This is a genomic window from Pseudoalteromonas sp. 2CM32C, assembly GCF_023161925.1.
GTDB lineage: Bacteria > Pseudomonadota > Gammaproteobacteria > Enterobacterales > Alteromonadaceae > Pseudoalteromonas > Pseudoalteromonas marina.
Window position 1 is genome coordinate 29,793 of the sequence record NZ_JALNTI010000010.1, and the last position, 15,624, is coordinate 45,416.

General features: G+C 41.7%; 15 protein-coding genes. 6 read left to right on the forward strand and 9 right to left on the reverse strand.

Going from position 1 to position 15,624, the window contains the following annotated elements; all coding sequences use genetic code 11:
* Window positions 1-36: 36 nt before the first annotated feature.
* Together MTF67_RS15550 and MTF67_RS15555 are read left to right on the forward strand one after the other, a co-directional pair.
* A complete protein-coding gene (locus tag MTF67_RS15550; protein WP_248520037.1) occupies window positions 37-1,320 on the forward strand; it encodes an aromatic amino acid transport family protein in 1,284 nt (427 codons plus the stop codon).
* A 128-nt stretch (window positions 1,321-1,448) separates the two neighbouring features.
* Window positions 1,449-2,792, forward strand: a complete 1,344-nt coding sequence (locus MTF67_RS15555; RefSeq protein ID WP_248520038.1) for a M24 family metallopeptidase — start codon at window positions 1,449-1,451, stop codon at window positions 2,790-2,792.
* A 95-nt stretch (window positions 2,793-2,887) separates the two neighbouring features.
* Here MTF67_RS15555 and speD read toward each other — a convergent pair whose 3' ends face one another.
* From speD to MTF67_RS15595, 8 genes are all read right to left on the reverse strand, one after another.
* Window positions 2,888-3,700 (reverse strand): adenosylmethionine decarboxylase, encoded by an 813-nt coding sequence (gene speD / locus MTF67_RS15560; RefSeq protein WP_006791283.1) that lies wholly within the window; start codon window positions 3,698-3,700, stop codon window positions 2,888-2,890.
* 88 nt (window positions 3,701-3,788) lie between these two features.
* Entirely contained in the window at window positions 3,789-4,202 is a 414-nt protein-coding gene (locus tag MTF67_RS15565) for an OsmC family protein (RefSeq protein ID WP_006791284.1), read from the reverse strand.
* Window positions 4,203-4,291: 89 nt separating this feature from the next.
* Window positions 4,292-4,639, reverse strand: a complete 348-nt coding sequence (locus tag MTF67_RS15570; RefSeq protein ID WP_006791285.1) for a DUF3802 family protein — start codon at window positions 4,637-4,639, stop codon at window positions 4,292-4,294.
* A 129-nt stretch (window positions 4,640-4,768) separates the two neighbouring features.
* The gene (astD, locus tag MTF67_RS15575) at window positions 4,769-6,238 is read right to left on the reverse strand and encodes a succinylglutamate-semialdehyde dehydrogenase (protein ID WP_039038331.1); all 1,470 of its coding nucleotides are present in this window, start codon (window positions 6,236-6,238) and stop codon (window positions 4,769-4,771) included.
* A 15-nt stretch (window positions 6,239-6,253) separates the two neighbouring features.
* Window positions 6,254-7,270, reverse strand: coding sequence for an arginine N-succinyltransferase (astA, locus tag MTF67_RS15580; protein ID WP_010557689.1), 1,017 nt, complete (start codon window positions 7,268-7,270; stop codon window positions 6,254-6,256).
* An 85-nt stretch (window positions 7,271-7,355) separates the two neighbouring features.
* Complete coding sequence (locus MTF67_RS15585) at window positions 7,356-8,561, reverse strand: aspartate aminotransferase family protein (RefSeq protein WP_006791288.1); 1,206 nt, start codon at window positions 8,559-8,561, stop codon at window positions 7,356-7,358.
* A gap of 376 nt (window positions 8,562-8,937) precedes the next feature.
* A complete protein-coding gene (locus MTF67_RS15590) occupies window positions 8,938-10,101 on the reverse strand; it encodes an HDOD domain-containing protein (RefSeq protein ID WP_006791289.1) in 1,164 nt (387 codons plus the stop codon).
* 46 nt (window positions 10,102-10,147) lie between these two features.
* On the reverse strand, window positions 10,148-10,729 hold the full coding sequence (locus MTF67_RS15595; RefSeq protein WP_010557686.1) for an aminodeoxychorismate/anthranilate synthase component II: 582 nt from the start codon (window positions 10,727-10,729) through the stop codon (window positions 10,148-10,150).
* 243 nt (window positions 10,730-10,972) lie between these two features.
* Between MTF67_RS15595 and MTF67_RS15600 the strand changes: the two genes are divergently transcribed.
* Window positions 10,973-11,215, forward strand: coding sequence for a YdcH family protein (locus tag MTF67_RS15600; RefSeq protein WP_248520039.1), 243 nt, complete (start codon window positions 10,973-10,975; stop codon window positions 11,213-11,215).
* A 130-nt stretch (window positions 11,216-11,345) separates the two neighbouring features.
* Here the strand turns inward: MTF67_RS15600 and MTF67_RS15605 are convergent, their stop codons facing one another.
* Window positions 11,346-12,155 carry an SDR family NAD(P)-dependent oxidoreductase gene (locus tag MTF67_RS15605; RefSeq protein WP_248520040.1) on the reverse strand — a complete coding sequence of 270 codons (810 nt, stop codon included), beginning with the start codon at window positions 12,153-12,155 and terminating at the stop codon, window positions 11,346-11,348.
* Between the two features lie 251 nt (window positions 12,156-12,406).
* Here MTF67_RS15605 and galE point away from each other — a divergent pair, with 251 nt between their 5' ends.
* The 3 genes from galE to galK are packed head-to-tail and all read left to right on the forward strand — an operon-like array spanning window position 12,407 to window position 15,624.
* Window positions 12,407-13,420, forward strand: coding sequence for a UDP-glucose 4-epimerase GalE (galE, locus tag MTF67_RS15610; RefSeq protein WP_248520041.1), 1,014 nt, complete (start codon window positions 12,407-12,409; stop codon window positions 13,418-13,420).
* 1 nt (window position 13,421) lies between these two features.
* Window positions 13,422-14,486, forward strand: coding sequence for a UDP-glucose--hexose-1-phosphate uridylyltransferase (locus tag MTF67_RS15615; protein WP_058430005.1), 1,065 nt, complete (start codon window positions 13,422-13,424; stop codon window positions 14,484-14,486).
* Entirely contained in the window at window positions 14,476-15,624 is a 1,149-nt protein-coding gene (gene galK / locus MTF67_RS15620) for a galactokinase (RefSeq protein WP_248520042.1), read from the forward strand. Before MTF67_RS15615 ends, galK begins: the two co-directional genes overlap by 11 nt.

The window sequence follows — 15,624 nt, forward strand, 5'->3', positions numbered from 1 at the left end:
GCGGTTATTATTATAAATAATGGACGGCACACACACATGACAACACCTTTAGATGCAACGCATTCAAATGCATCAACACACGCGCATTCAAGTGCAAATTCAAACGCAAAATCTAAATGGAACCTGCACGATACGCAGTGGACCTTAAGCCTTTTTGGTACCGCCGTTGGTGCGGGTATTTTATTTTTACCTATTAACATTGGTATTGGCGGTTTTTGGCCGCTGATTATTATGGCGTGTTTAGCGTTTCCGATGACCTTTTTAGCCCACCGTGGTTTAGCACGCTTTGTATTATCGTCTCAAAATAAGCATGCCGATTTTACCGATGTAGTTGAAGAACACTTTGGCGTTAATGCAGGGCGATTAATCTCATTGTTATACTTTTTATCTATATTCCCTATTTTGCTTATTTACGGTGTAGGCTTAACCAACACGGTAGACAGCTTTATGGTAAATCAGCTGGGCATGGAGTCGCCGCCTCGCGTAGTGCTTTCGGGTGTTTTGGTAGCCGGTATGATAAGCCTAATGATGGGTGGCGAGCGCCTAATGCTGCGCGCGTTTTCTATTTTGGTGTATCCGCTTGTGGGTATTTTGTTTTTTTTATCCTTGTATTTAATACCTAGCTGGCAAATGCCCGACATGAGCCTGCCTGAAGTGGGTAACTTTGGTAAAACGCTGTGGTTATCTATTCCTATTATTGTGTTTTCGTTTAGCCATGCAGCGGCTATTTCAAGCTTTGTGCATGTACAACGCGAACACTATGACGACCTTGCTACACGCAAATCAGAAGCCATTTTAAAGCGCACAAGCTTACTGTTAATTGTGTTTGTATTGCTGTTTGTATTTTCGTGCGTGCTGTCGCTAACAGGTGAGCAGATGGCACAAGCAAAAGCCGATAACGTCTCGGTTTTATCGTACCTTGCTAACATTACCCATAACTCGTTTATTGCGACGCTTGGGCCTTTAGTTGCTTTTATTGCCATTACGTCGTCGTTTTTAGGTCACTTTTTAGGAGCCCGCGAAAGCTTTACAGGCTTGGTGACTAAGCAAACACAGCTTGGTGCTAAAACGGTAGATAAAATTGGTGTAGTTATTATGTTTTTTGCAATTTGGTTTTGTGCAGTTAAAAACCCAAGCATACTCGATATGATGGATCAGCTGTCGGGCCCTATTATTGCAATGATATTATTTATCATGCCTATGATTGCAGTTTATAAAGTACCGGCTCTGCATAAGTATCGTAACCGCTTAAGTACCTTGTTTGTGTTAGCGGTAGGTGCGCTTGCGGTATTTGCACTTATTTACAGCATGATTAAATAACCCCCCCTATTCATGCTAAAGCCCAGCGAGTTAGCTGGGCTTTTTTGTGTGCTGTTTATCTCAAAATGTTTTTTTATGGCTGCCATTAAGGCATGTTATAAATTAACTAGCCTAAAAATAAAACAATTATGCACCTTACAAAACACCTCCTACTTTGCGTGAGCTTACTTACTACGCTTATTTTAAGTCCCTTAACTAAGGCCGATGGCGTGCCTGCTATTTTATCGATGAAAGAACGCGCTGCGTTTATAGATAATATAACCGAGCTTAGAGTAAACACATTAATGCCCAGCTTAATGAAGCAACACAACATCGATATGTGGCTGCTTATTAGCCGCGAATACAACGAAGATCCCATATTAAAAACAATGCTGCCAGCAACCTGGTTATCGGCAAGGCGTACCACCATTTTGCTCTTTGCCTTAAATGAACAAGGCAATGTGGATGCTTACGCTATTGCGCCCTATAAAATAGGTAATGTATTTACAAAAGGCTGGGACAAAAAGGCGCAGCCAAACCAGTGGCAAGCACTGAACGATATTATTGAACGCTATAATCCAGATAACATTGCACTCAATACGTCTACCGATTGGGGTCATGCCGACGGCTTAGTGTTAGGCGATTACAATACCTTAATGGCCAACTTACCTAGCGCTTATAAAAATAAAATAATATCGGCTGAGCCGCTGGCAGTTGCTTGGTTAGAGCAGCGTATTCCCCAAGAAATAGACATGTATAAACACATTGTTGCTATTGCGCACACTATTATTGCAGAGGGTTTTTCAAGCAAAGTAATAACTGTGGGCAAAACAACCAGCGACGATTTAGTGTGGTGGTTTAGAGAGCGCGTAAAAGAGCTAAAACTGCAAACATGGTTTCACCCAAGTATTGCAATACAACGCGCCGACAGCAAATCGTTCGATCACGAAGACAGCTTTACGAATGGTTACGCCGATAACGTTATTCAAGCGGGTGACTTACTGCATGTCGATTTTGGTATTACGTACTTACGCTTAAATACCGACACCCAACAACATGCCTATGTTTTAAAGCCTGGCGAAACCAATGCGCCCGCTTACCTTGTTGATGCGCTTAAAAAAGGCAATAAACTCCAAGACATTTTTACCGCTGAATTTAGCGAAGGTAAAACGGGTAATCAGGTATTAAAAGCCGCTCGCGAAAAAGCCATTGCCCAAGGTTTAAAACCCACTATTTATACGCACCCGCTTGGCTATCATGGTCATGCTGCGGGTACCACACTGGGTATGTGGGATTCACAACAGGGTGTACCCGGCGATGGCGACTACCCTCTGCATTTAAATACCGCTTACTCTATTGAGCTTAACAATGCCGTGTTTATAAAACCATGGAATAAAGAAATACGCATAATGCTAGAAGAAGACGCTATTTTTGATAAAACCGGCGTGTGGTACTTAAACGGCCGACAAACCGAGTTGTTACTTATTAAATAACCTAAACTCTGATGTAAGTGATTTATAGGTATATTTATTAACGCATACAAAAACGGCGCTCAATGAGCGCCGTTTTTATTTAACTAACGTGACTATTATTCTGTTTCTGGCAGGTTACGACCATAGAATATTTCTTGCATTTCACGGTTTAGCTTAGAGCGAATTTCTTCTTCTTCATCATCCGATAAATCAGTTGTAGAAAGACCAAACAAGTATGTGTTCAGGTCGGTTTCTTTTAACATCATTTTGGTATGGAACAGGTTTTCTTGATACACGTTTACGTCCATCATTTGGTACGCTTCTTTGGTATCGTCTGTCATGAAGTTTTGAATTGAGTTAATCGCGTGGTCAATGTAGTGCTTAACGCCGTTTACGTCGCGAGTAAAACCACGTACACGGTAGTCAATTGTTACCACGTCAGACTCTAAACTATGAATTAAAAAGTTTAATGCTTTAAGCGGCGAAATAATACCACACGTAGATACTTCAATATCAGCACGGAATGTACAAATACCATCATCAGGGTGAGCTTCTGGGTATGTGTGTACACAAATATGGCTTTTATCTAGGTGCGCAACCACTGAGTCAGGTAGTGGGCCTGGTGCTTCGTCAGCATCGTAATTTTGCTGCTCTTCTACAGGCTCTTCCGAAACCAAAATAGTTACACTGGCGCCCTGTGGTTCATAATCTTGGCGTGCAACATTTAAAATATTGGCACCAATAATATCAACAACTTCACCTAAAATGTCGGTTAGTCTATCTGCACTGTACTGCTCATCGATATATTCAATATATTCTTTACGTTGTTGCTCGGTTTTTGCGTAGCAAATATCGTAAATACTAAAGCTTAAACTTTTGGTTAAATTGTTAAAGCCATGAAGTTTAAGTTTATCGAAGGGTTTGTTCATAATAAACCAACCTATAAATTAGTGAAATCTGCACCTGCAGAATGAAAAGTTCGCGGATTTTATACGAATTTTCCTTATGGAAAAAGCGTTATTTTACCTGTTCTTGCACAACTTCATGGCTATGAGTAATTTCTACTGTTTTATCAAGCATTAATGCTACTGAGCAATACTTTTCAGCAGACAAAGAAACAGCGCGTGCAAGGTGCTTTTCAGACACATTTTTGCCTGTAACAACAAAATGTAAATTGATTTTAGTAAATACGCGAGGAGCAGTTTCGGCGCGTTCGGCACTTAATTGTACTTGAACGTCTGAAAAGTCTTGTTTGGCTTTTTTTAAAATACCCACAACATCAACCGATGAACAACAGCCAACCGACATCAATACCATTTCCATTGGGCTAGGTGCAGCACTGTCGCTACCGGTATCAAATACAACGTTGTGATTAGAATTAGAACGACCTACGAATGTGTCGCCATCAACCCATTTTACATTTGCTTGCATGTTTTTATCTCAAAAATATTTTTCTTGATTGTAAGCAAGTTGGCCGCAGTTGCAAACGAAATGCGATACGCGGCGCTATAAATTGGGGATTAATACTGCTGCGAAACAGCGCTGTCGAAGAGGTTTTTAATTAAGCTTGCAAATTCGTCAATAAACTCATGTTGTTCAACCGTAACTGGCTGTGACGTAATGCTGCTAAGCACTTCTTGTAAATCGTAAACAATGCCATCAACCTCACGCACAATTAAGCTGCGTTGCTCTGTGTTAAGGTTTGTGTGCTGTTCACAAATTAGCATGACGTTTTCGGCAATAACATCTTCTATGAGTTCCATTACCGTTGGAGCGCCTGGTTTTATCACACCTGGCTTCTCAAACAATGCTAAATTTTGAGTTAGATACATGATTAAATCATCGTACCCTTGCCTATCTAAAACCATGATATTTACCACCTAATAATATTACTTACGCTGATTTAAGCAGAAAGCGCGGTTGATTGCTAGCTTTGTGATTTAAGCATACAAAAAAAGCAGCCGAAGCTGCTTTTATACTAATTAAGTATTATTAACTTAATCTATTTTTAAGCCTGGACTTAATGTTGCTGGCATGGCTACTTTTTCAAGCTCTACTGAAGCTACAGGGTATGCACAGTAGTCAGCTGCGTAGTACGCGCTTGCTCTGTGATTGCCTGATGCGCCAATACCACCAAATGGTGCAGCGCTAGACGCACCCGTAATTGGGCGGTTCCAGTTAACAATACCGGCACGAATACGACGTAAAAAGTGGTCGTAATCGGCTTCATTATCGCTAAGTAAACCGGCAGATAAACCAAAGCTTGTGTCGTTTGCTTTATCAATTGCGCTGTCAAAGTCGTCAAAGCGGAACACTTTTAAAAGTGGGCCAAAATGCTCTTCGTCTGGGAAGTCGCCAATTGCTGAACATTCAATAATACCTGGTGTTACAAAGCCTGTATTTGCTGTGTGCTCTAGTTCTACAAGGACCTTACCGCCAAGCTCAACAAGCTCGCTTTGTGCTTTAACCATACCGGCTGCTGCCGCTGATGAGATCATAGAGCCCATAAATGGCTGATCTTCATCGTCGTAGTTGCCTACTTTAATGGCTTTAGTTGCAGTAATTAGGCGCTCTAATATTGCATCGCCTTTACTACCTGTTGGTAAAAATAACTTACGAGCACAGGTACAACGCTGACCGCTTGAAATAAATGCTGATTGCACAATATCGTGTACAACGGCTTTAGTATCTTCAACGTCAGTAATAATAAGCGGGTTATTACCACCCATTTCGAGGGCTAAAATTTTACCCGGCTGGCCTGCAAACTGTTCATGTAAAATATGACCTGTGCGCGATGAACCGGTAAAGAACAAGCCATCAATGCCTTTATGAGCAGCAAGGGCTTTGCCCGTTTCAACTTCACCTTGTACAAGGTTAATAACGCCTGCTGGTAAACCCGCTTTTTCCCACAATTTAAGGGTAAGCTCAGCCACTTTTGGTGTTAGTTCAGACGGTTTAAATACAACCGTATTACCCGCTAGTAACGCTGGCACAATATGGCCGTTTGGTAAGTGGCCCGGAAAATTATACGGGCCAAATACTGCTACAACACCGTGTGGCTTGTGGCGAATCATCGCGCGGCCCAATGGCATTGCATTTTCAACATCGCCCGTGCGCTCTAAAAATGCTTTTTCTGAAATGGCAATTTTACCAACCATCGCACCCGCTTCAGTGCGTGTTTCCCATAGTGGCTTACCTGTTTCTTGTGCAATGGTGATTGCAAGCTCTTCACTGTTTTCTTTTAATTGTGCTGCGAATGCTTTTACTATTTCTAAACGCTCAGTAAAGCTTTTATCAGCCCATGCGTAAAACGCTTCACGCGCAGCGCCAACAGCTGCATCAACTTGCTCTGCAGTGGCTGATGATGCTTGCCAAATAACATCGTTATTTGCTGGGTTTACTGAGTTAAATTCTGAGCCTTGGCCTTGTGACCATTGACCATTAATAAATTGTGCAGGATGAGTCATATACTTTCTCCTAAATTAAACTGGGGTTGCGCTAACAGTATCGCCCGTTTGTAATTGCAGGGCGTCGGCTACTTGTTGTGATAACACAACGGTTTTAGCGCGTTCGTCGAAACTCATTGATGCAACGGTCGCTCTAAAGTTTTCGAGCTTGTCGTTTGCTAATAACACCATGGTGTCGCCCGTTTGCTCACCAATTTCAACAATAAAGTCGTGTGAGTTACGTACTGTAGCAATATTATCTACTTTTGCTTCAACTGTTGGACCTGCGTCAAAAATATCAACGTAGCCGTTAAACGTGAAGCCTTCGCTTTTTAATAATTCAATCGCTGGACGAGTATTGTTGTGAACTTGACCGATTACCGCTTGCGCATCTTTACTCAATAAATTGACGTAAATTGGGTACTTAGGCATCAGTTCAGCAATAAATACTTTTTGGCCAATACCCGTTAAGTAATCTGCTGTTGGGAAGTCCATTGAGAAAAAGTGCTCTTCTAACCACTTCCAAAACGGGCTATTGCCGTTTTCATCAGACACACCGCGCATTTCTGCAATAACGGTTTCGGCAAAGCGTGCTTGGTGTTGTTTAATAAACATAAAGCGTGCTTTAGACAGCAGTTTGCCGTTACAGTTTTTGCGATAGCCGTCTTTCAAAAACAAGGTGCACAGCTCAGTTGCGCCAGTGTAGTCGTTACATAGCGTTAAAATATCAACCGCTTTGTAAACGTCTAGTGTACGCGAAGAATGAATTACTTTACTTAAATGGTAATGATAAAACGCATCATCTAGGCCCACAGCAGCTTCTATTGCCGAGGTACCTACTACTTCACCTGTTTCGCTATCTTCAAGAACAAACAAGTAGCCTTCGTCACCGGGTTGTGACGTTTGTTTAGCAAATGAGCTTACTGAATGGTCAATCTTCTTTTGTAATAGCTCTTCGTTTAAAGGCAAAGATGTAAAACCATGGCCCGATTCGTGGGCGATTGTCAGTAATGCTGAATAATCATTTTGCTGGATTGGGCGAAGGATCATCATGAGTCCGCTTGCTCCCTTATAAATAACGGTAAATAAAATTCGTAGGGCAAACAATGCTTGCCCTCGGTAGATTGGCTAAAACAGCTTATGCGTTTACTACGCTTGCAACTGCTTTTTCAAAACGTGCCATACCTTCGCGAATATCCGCTTCTGGGATAACAAGAGACGGTGTAAAACGAACAACGTCAGCACCTGCCACTAATGACATTAGACCTTGTTCAGTACCGGCTACTAAAAACTCTTTAGCGCGGCCTTTATATTGCTCATTCACAACAGCACCAATTAATAAACCTTTACCGCGAATTTCGCTAAATACGTTGTATTTTTCGTTTACCGCTGCAAGAAGTTCGTTAAATAAAGCTGCTTTTTCTTTTACACCAGCAAGTACGTCGGGTGTGTTAACAGTATCAAATGCGGCTTCGGCAACAGCACATGCAAGCGGGTTACCGCCGTAAGTAGAACCATGAGTACCTACTTTTAGATGCTGTGCAATATCTGTTGTAGTCAACATTGCGCCAATTGGGAAACCGCCGCCTAATGCTTTTGCTGAAGTTAAAATATCAGGTACTACATTTAAACCTTGGTATGCGTACAAGTCACCTGTACGGCCAACACCTGTTTGTACTTCATCAAAAATAAGTAGCGCATTGTGTTTAGTACATAAATCGCGAACTTGCTGAGCAAACTCGTCAGTTGGTGAAACAATACCGCCCTCGCCTTGCAGTGGTTCCATCATTACGGCACATGTTTGGTCGCTAATTAGCGCTTCAAACGCGGCTAGATCGTTGTAATCACAATGTACGATGTCACCCGGCTTAGGACCAAAACCATCTGAGTATGCCGCTTGGCCACCAACAGTTACAGTAAAGAATGTGCGACCGTGGAAACCTTTGTTGAATGCGATGATTTGTGATTTTTCTGGGCCAAACTTATCAAGTGCAAAACGACGCGCTAATTTAAGTGCGGCTTCGTTTGCTTCTGCGCCAGAGTTAGCAAAGTAAACTTTTTCACCAAAAGTGGCATCAACCATTTTTTTAGCTAGGCGAAGCGCCGGCTCATTAGTCATAACATTTGATAAATGCCAAATTTTTTCGCCCTGTTCTTTTAATGCACCTACTAAAGCAGGGTGACAGTGGCCAAGACAGTTAACAGCAATACCACCAGCAAAGTCGATAAACTCTTTGCCTTGTTGATCCCATACGCGAGAGCCTTCGCCTCGAACAGGAATTACGCTTGAAGGTGCGTAGTTAGGAACCATTACGTGATCAAATAATTCGCGATTGACTGTCATTTTATTTCCTCTTAATTGTGATCTACACAAAGCATAAATAAGTGTTTGATTAAAATATTAACCAAGCTTTTGAGTACGTTCAGGTGTCTGTTGGGTACAAAAAATTGCTTTGTGGTTCAATTTTCAGACGCCCATTATTTCAGAATTAGTGGTAGCTGTCTCGTTAAAAACTTTCATGTAACCCTTGAAAATAAAGGGCTTAAGATATTATTTCATAGATAGTGAATAACTATTTGCATACCTAAACACACTTATTTTTTATCAACTAACCGCATCAGTAGTGACCTACATAGGCTTTTACCACTAAATAACTTTACGGATGAATCAGTGGGAATGAATGAATAGTCGTAAAAAAATTAACAAAAAATTTAATTTTTTAGTCAATTTGAATAGCAAGATTGGTAAAATTGCTTGTTTGAAGGGTTTTTAGTTCCGTTTTAGTGAACTGAAAATACGAAAACCACGCTGCCGTTTCGTCGGGCTCAATTAGTTGGTGTTCTTTTAAAATTAAGTACTGGGAGTAACACCGCGCTTTTAACATGACCTGCGTTAACGGTAAGGCACTATCGCCTTTATTTACGCCATTTTGTAGCTGTTCCATCACGCCTTTAAATGGCAAATATTTAAAGGCCATTTTGTCGATGACTCGCGCACTAACCTGAATTGACTTATTGCACAGCAGTGTAGTTAAAAATAAAGGGTCGGGCTTTAGCTCTAATAATGCTGTGTGGAGGTCTTTTTGGTTTTCTTGGCGTGCTATTTGTACTTTTCGTTGCCAAACCTGCTCAAAGGTTTTTAAGTACAAACGTACCAGCGTAATACGCCCTACATCTAATAACATACCCAAGGTAAATGCGTGTATCTCGTTTACGTCGTTTATTTCTGCAATTTTTTGCGCGGCAATGGCGTTGGCCATTGCGCTGTCTCTTAGCCTACGTTTTAGTAACGAAAAAGGCTCGGTACTATGGGGCATCCAATGGCGAACTGCAAATGTGGGAATCACTAACTGTAAGTTATCAAGCCCTATGTAACGCAGAGCAAGTGCGGGGCTGTCTACTTTTACCGCGGTATTTTTTTTACTACGCTGGTTTCGGTAATACGGGAGGTTAACCAACGTGACCAATTCGCGCCCTAGCCAGCTTAAATCGTTTACTAACGGCTCTAAACGGCCAACTGAGGCCGACTTTACAGCTAATATATCTAAAATAGTGGCAACGCTGTCTTCAATCCCTATTGTTGTTTGAATCACTGCGTCCATATCTTCGAGCTGTTTAAATATAGCTGTTTCAATTACTTTATGAAGCTGTTCGCTGGCTTGTGCACGGTACTTATGATGAGCGGTACTTGTTTGCTTACGCTTTTGTTGCGCTGACACTTCAACCTGCAACAAGGTACGCTGCTTCATAGGCTCGCCGTAATCAATATCTAAGGTATGAATAAACCCAATTTGCTGATGCGCAAAACTATGACCCAACAGCAAATCGTGTGCCCGTTGATCAAGTATTTTTGCTGTACGCTGTTGTTGTGCAAGTTCAGTCATAGTGCTCGTTAAATAGTAAGTATTGAATACGTTCAGTGTTATTAGACTAGAAGCGAGTTAAAAAGTTATCAAGCAGCGTTAATCCCTGCTCGGTTAAAATAGCTTCCGGGTGAAACTGCACCCCTTCAATTGCTAACTCTTTGTGTTGCATGCCCATTATTTCGTCAAACTCACCTTGCGGTGTTTGTGTCCACGCTGTTATTTCAAGTTCGTTGGGCAACGACTGCGCTTTAACCACCAGCGAGTGGTAACGACAAACCGTTAACGGATTAGCTAATCCTTTAAAAACACCTTTATTGGTGTGCGTTATGGGAGATGTTTTACCATGCATTACTTTTTTAGCGCGCACTACATCCCCGCCTAAAGCTTGGGCAATCGTTTGATGTCCCAAGCAAATCCCTAATATAGGGAATTGGCCTTTTAGGTGTTCAACTACACTTAACGATATACCAGCTTCATTCGGTGAGCAAGGACCCGGAGAGATAACTATATGCTCCGGATTAAGTTGTTTAATTTGCGCAATGCTCAACTCGTCATTACGTTTTACTAATACGTCTTGATCCAATCGCTGAAAGTACTGCACTAAGTTATAGGTAAACGAATCGTAGTTATCGATCATTAAAAGCATGTAATTAAGTACTCAATAAAGATAGTTATCGGGAGTATTTAGGCGTGTTGCATTCTAACCCAAGCCGTTATGAGTGTCAGTGATTTGCAGCTAGATAAATAGTAATTCCCTCTTTAGCATGACGTAACACTTACTTACCCTATTAAATTTTTGATGCGAGTGGTTGAATTCCCCTTATTTAAACCCAAGCTCATTAAGTGACAGCTTATTTTGTGTAAGCTTATTTTTTACTAAGGAGCGACTATGTTAGGCGAAGACCATTCATTAACAAACGACTTTCCTGAGCACATAAACACGATAAATACGTTGAACAAAAGTGATGCTAACTTTGCAGAAAAAGCCGAGCAGTACAATAAACTAGATAAAGAAATAAGAATATTAGAATTGGACGGTGCGCCTATTAGCGATGAGCAAATGCACCAGCTAAAACACGACCGTTCTGAATTAAAAGATTGGTTGTATCAGCGTTTAATAAACGCACAATAAATATAAAATTCCAAAAACAAAAAAGAGTTCGCCATTTTAAAGTGGTGAACTCTTTGTTTGTCTTCAATGAAACTTTATACGGTGTATAACTAGGTAATACACTCTATAACCAACGCTCAAATTGCGTTAGCTATATTGCTAGCTGTAATAACTTTAAATCGAGTGCATCTATTAGCTGTTGATTTTTAGCGTCATTCAATGCATCTGCATGAGGGGCTGAAAAGCACTCAGCGTCATTATCAAAGTAAAGCCCTGTTGAATTACTAAACTCATCGCTTAGTGCAGCGCGGCAAAATATATCAGCACCTAACTTTAAATCGCCACCATTAAGGCCGTATGCGTCTTTAACCATTTTGCTGCCTAGTAGTGACTTAGGGTTAACCGATACCACCAATGGACCATTACCCTTAAGTTTTAAACCCATATGACGCGACCACATTGTAATTGCCAATTTGCTTTGTGCGTATGCTGCGTTATCTGACAAAAAGCTTTGCCCAATCAGTGCATCTAGGTTGACTGTTGCTTGCGCCGCTGACGACACGTTAACAATTCGCCCTTGGGTATCAAAAAGCGGTAATAGTAAAGTTGTTAATAAATAAGGCGCTAATGTGTTTACTGCAAATCGTGCATCAAGACCATCTGCAGTTTCAGGGTTGTCGAGCTTAAACACACCTGCATTATTAATAAGTACATCTAAGTGTTCATGGTCGGCTGTAATTTGTTTAGCCAGATTACGCACCTGCGCCATTTCACTCAAATCGGCCACGTAAGTTTGTGTGCTTGCTTGCGGATAATCGTTGTTGAGTAAAGTGTGTACTTTATTGAGCTTTTGAGCATTACGCCCGTGAAGAAGAACGGTATGACCTTGCGCTAGCAGCATTTTAGCTGTTTCAAACCCAATGCCGTCTGTTGCACCTGTGATTAAAATTTTTTTGTTCATACCTAGCTCCATGTTATGTAATACAGCGCTTACACATTTAACGAATTACGATTGTGAAATAATAGCATTGCCATCTTTGAATGATAATTAGACCGTTGTTGAATCAGTTTATAGAAAATATTAATAAAGTGACGGCGATAGCAGTGAATGTTTTTTAATCATTTATTTGAATTTTGAACAATTCATAACTATTGTTTTTAAACTTCCTTAATAGTAGTATTTATCATATAAATATATTTTCGAGAAAACACATGAAAGTTTTAGTGACTGGCGGCATGGGTTACATAGGTAGCCACACATGTATTGCATTACATGAAGCAGGCATTACACCTGTAATTTACGATAACTTATCTAATGCGAGCCCTCGTGTACTTGATCAACTCGAAAAAATTACAGGTACACGTTTTGAATTTATTTTAGGTGATATTCAAGACGAGCAGCAGTTTAAACTTGCGCTTAAGCACACTCAGGCTGAGGCTGTATTTCATTTTGCAGCATTAAAAGCAGTAGGTGAATCGACCGAGCAACCACTGCGTTACTACCAAAACAATGTATCGGGCACATTAAGCATGCTACAAAACATGCAAGATGAAGGTGTTAATCATATAATTTTCAGCTCATCGGCCACTGTTTATGGCGAGCCAGACTACCTGCCTATTGATGAAAAGCACCCAATACGCGCAACCAATCCTTATGGTTGGACTAAAGTCATGGTAGAACAAGCCATGCAAGATGTATGTAATGCCAACAGCAACTTTATGTGCATAGCACTGCGTTACTTTAACCCAGTAGGCGCACACCCAAGTGGTTTATTGGGCGAAAGCCCAAATGGTATTCCAAATAATTTAATGCCATTTATTGCTCAAACTGCGGTAGGTAAACGTGAGGTCGTTAATATTTTTGGTGACGACTACGACACCGAAGATGGTACTGGCGTGCGCGATTACATTCACGTTTTAGATTTAGCTAAAGGCCATGTAGCGGCATTTATGCAACATAAATCAGATACCGCCTTTCATGCATACAACTTAGGCACAGGCCAAGGCTATTCAGTGCTTGATATGATCAACGCATTTAGCGCATCAGCAGGCAAAGCTATTCCGTATAAAAGTGCACCGCGCCGTGCAGGCGATATTGCCTGCAATTACGCTGATGCCACAAAAGCGCAAACTACCCTTAACTGGCACGCAGAACTAACACTGAGCGACATGACCACCGATACATGGCGCTGGCAAACTAATTACCCAAGTGGGTTGGAGAGTTAATATGGCTTTATTAGAAAGTACTCACAGACGTAAAAACCCGCTAACGGGGCGCTGGGTATTAGTTTCACCGCATCGTAATAACCGCCCATGGTTAGGCGCAACCGAAGCCGTTAACGAAACAGTATTGCCAAAGCATGACGAAAGCTGCCCGCTTTGCCCAAGCAATACACGAGCAAATGGCGACAGCAACCCAGACTACAAATACACCCATGTTTTTAAAAATGACTTTGGCGCACTAACGCCCAATGCCAGCGAACAATCACAAAGCGTAGAGTCAGATAGCGATTTATTTATTGCTGATGAAGCAAGCGGCGAATGCCGCGTGATTTGCTTTTCGCCAGAACATAACAAAACATTACCAGAGCTTGAGCACGATGCCCTGCATGCCGTAGTAAAAACGTGGAAAGACAACTATACCGAGCTTGCACAGCAATACGAGTGTGTTCAGGTATTTGAAAACAAAGGCGAGATCATGGGGTGCTCGCAGCCCCATCCGCATGGCCAAGTATGGGCGCATTCGCACCTATCTACTGAAATAGAAGCCGAAGATACTCAGCAGCGTGCTTATTTTGATAAACACGGCACTGCTATGCTTGCCGACTATGTAAAAAAAGAACAAGTCGATAAAACCCGTGTCGTATTTGAGAATGAACACTGGCTTGTTGTGGTGCCTTTTTGGGCGGCATGGCCTTTTGAAACACTGCTTGTAACTAAAGACAACATTCAAAACTTTAGTCAGCTTAGTGATGTACAAACCGATTCACTCGCTCAGGCATTAAAAGTATTAACCACTAAATACGACAACGTATTTAACTGCAGTTTCCCTTACTCTATGGGGTGGCATAATGCTCCAGCAAATCGTGGCTCTGATGAGCAACACTGGCGCTTACATGCACACTTTTATCCGCCACTACTTCGCTCTGCCACCGTTAAAAAACATATGGTTGGCTACGAAATGTTAGGCGAAAGTCAGCGCGATTTAAGCGCAGAAACAGCCGCGTCTATTTTAAAAGCAGCAAGCACTACACACTATAAAAATACAGCAGGACACACAGATGAAGCTTAATGAATTTCAACACCACTTTTTATCACTGTACGGTGCCCCTGCTCAGGGTATTGCAGCTGCACCAGGACGTGTAAACCTAATCGGTGAGTTTACTGACTACAACGACGGCTTTGTATTTCCGTGCTCATTAGAGTTTCGTACCCAAGTGATGTTTAAAGAGCGCGACGATAATACGATTACCGTGCAGTCACTCAATTACCCAGGCGAGCAAGACAGCTTTAACGTTGACGAACCGATTAGCGAAGGTCAGTCGCAATGGGGAAATTATATTCGCGCCGTTGCATTCGTATTAAAACGCGCAGGCCACACCTTACGCGGTGCTGATTTACTTATTGATAGTAACTTACCGCAAGGTAGTGGTTTATCATCATCGGCAGCATTAGAAGTGGCTGTGGGTGGTATGTTTAACCATATTGCACAGCTTGGTTTAAGCGAAGAAAAAATTGCACTACTAGGGCAAGAAGCTGAAAACGACTTTATGCATTGCCAGTGTGGCATTATGGATCAGCTCATTTCGGCAAAAGGCGAAAACGGCCACGCATTACTAATAGATTGCGAAAATTTGGCAACTAAGTCTGTGAAAGTGCCTGATGACTTAAACATTGTTATTGTAAACTCTAACTACCCTCGTAAATTAGTAGACAGCGAATACAATCAACGCCGTATTGATTGCGAACAAGCTGCTGAAAAAATGGGAGTTAAAACACTTCGCCAAGCAACTATGGCTAAGCTAGATGCTGTTAAAGCACAACTTAGCAATAACGAATACAAACGTGCGCACCATGTAATTAGCGAAAACGACCGCGTTATCGCCGCAACTACAGCATTGCAAGCCAATGATATGGAGCAACTTCGTGAATTGATGGCTGCATCGCACCAATCACTTAAACACGACTTTGAAGTAACGGTACCCGCAACGGATGGCTTGGTAGAAATTTGTAAAGAAGCCATGAGTGAGCGTGGCGCAGTGCGCATGACCGGTGGTGGTTTTGGGGGAGCAATAGTGTGTTTATGCCGCGATGCAGAAGTACCGCTAATTAAAGCCGCCGTTGAAAAACATTACTTTGAACGCTTTAACTTATACGCAGATATTTATGTGTGCTCAGCAGGCTCAGGGTTACAAATAACGTCTTTTTAA

Bases quoted from the DNA above. Each gene is read 5' to 3' on its own strand.
- astA (WP_010557689.1), bottom strand. From the start codon at position 7,270: ATGATGATCCTTCGCCCAATCCAGCAAAATGATTATTCAGCATTACTG.
- MTF67_RS15600 (WP_248520039.1), top strand. From the start codon at position 10,973: ATGTTAGGCGAAGACCATTCATTAACAAACGACTTTCCTGAGCACATA.
- astD (WP_039038331.1), bottom strand. From the start codon at position 6,238: ATGACTCATCCTGCACAATTTATTAATGGTCAATGGTCACAAGGCCAA.
- MTF67_RS15605 (WP_248520040.1), bottom strand. From the start codon at position 12,155: ATGAACAAAAAAATTTTAATCACAGGTGCAACAGACGGCATTGGGTTT.
- galE (WP_248520041.1), top strand. From the start codon at position 12,407: ATGAAAGTTTTAGTGACTGGCGGCATGGGTTACATAGGTAGCCACACA.
- speD (WP_006791283.1), bottom strand. From the start codon at position 3,700: ATGAACAAACCCTTCGATAAACTTAAACTTCATGGCTTTAACAATTTA.
- MTF67_RS15615 (WP_058430005.1), top strand. From the start codon at position 13,422: ATGGCTTTATTAGAAAGTACTCACAGACGTAAAAACCCGCTAACGGGG.
- MTF67_RS15585 (WP_006791288.1), bottom strand. From the start codon at position 8,561: ATGACAGTCAATCGCGAATTATTTGATCACGTAATGGTTCCTAACTAC.
- MTF67_RS15590 (WP_006791289.1), bottom strand. From the start codon at position 10,101: ATGACTGAACTTGCACAACAACAGCGTACAGCAAAAATACTTGATCAA.
- MTF67_RS15595 (WP_010557686.1), bottom strand. From the start codon at position 10,729: ATGCTTTTAATGATCGATAACTACGATTCGTTTACCTATAACTTAGTG.
- MTF67_RS15570 (WP_006791285.1), bottom strand. From the start codon at position 4,639: ATGGTTTTAGATAGGCAAGGGTACGATGATTTAATCATGTATCTAACT.
- MTF67_RS15565 (WP_006791284.1), bottom strand. From the start codon at position 4,202: ATGCAAGCAAATGTAAAATGGGTTGATGGCGACACATTCGTAGGTCGT.
- MTF67_RS15550 (WP_248520037.1), top strand. From the start codon at position 37: ATGACAACACCTTTAGATGCAACGCATTCAAATGCATCAACACACGCG.
- MTF67_RS15555 (WP_248520038.1), top strand. From the start codon at position 1,449: ATGCACCTTACAAAACACCTCCTACTTTGCGTGAGCTTACTTACTACG.
- galK (WP_248520042.1), top strand. From the start codon at position 14,476: ATGAAGCTTAATGAATTTCAACACCACTTTTTATCACTGTACGGTGCC.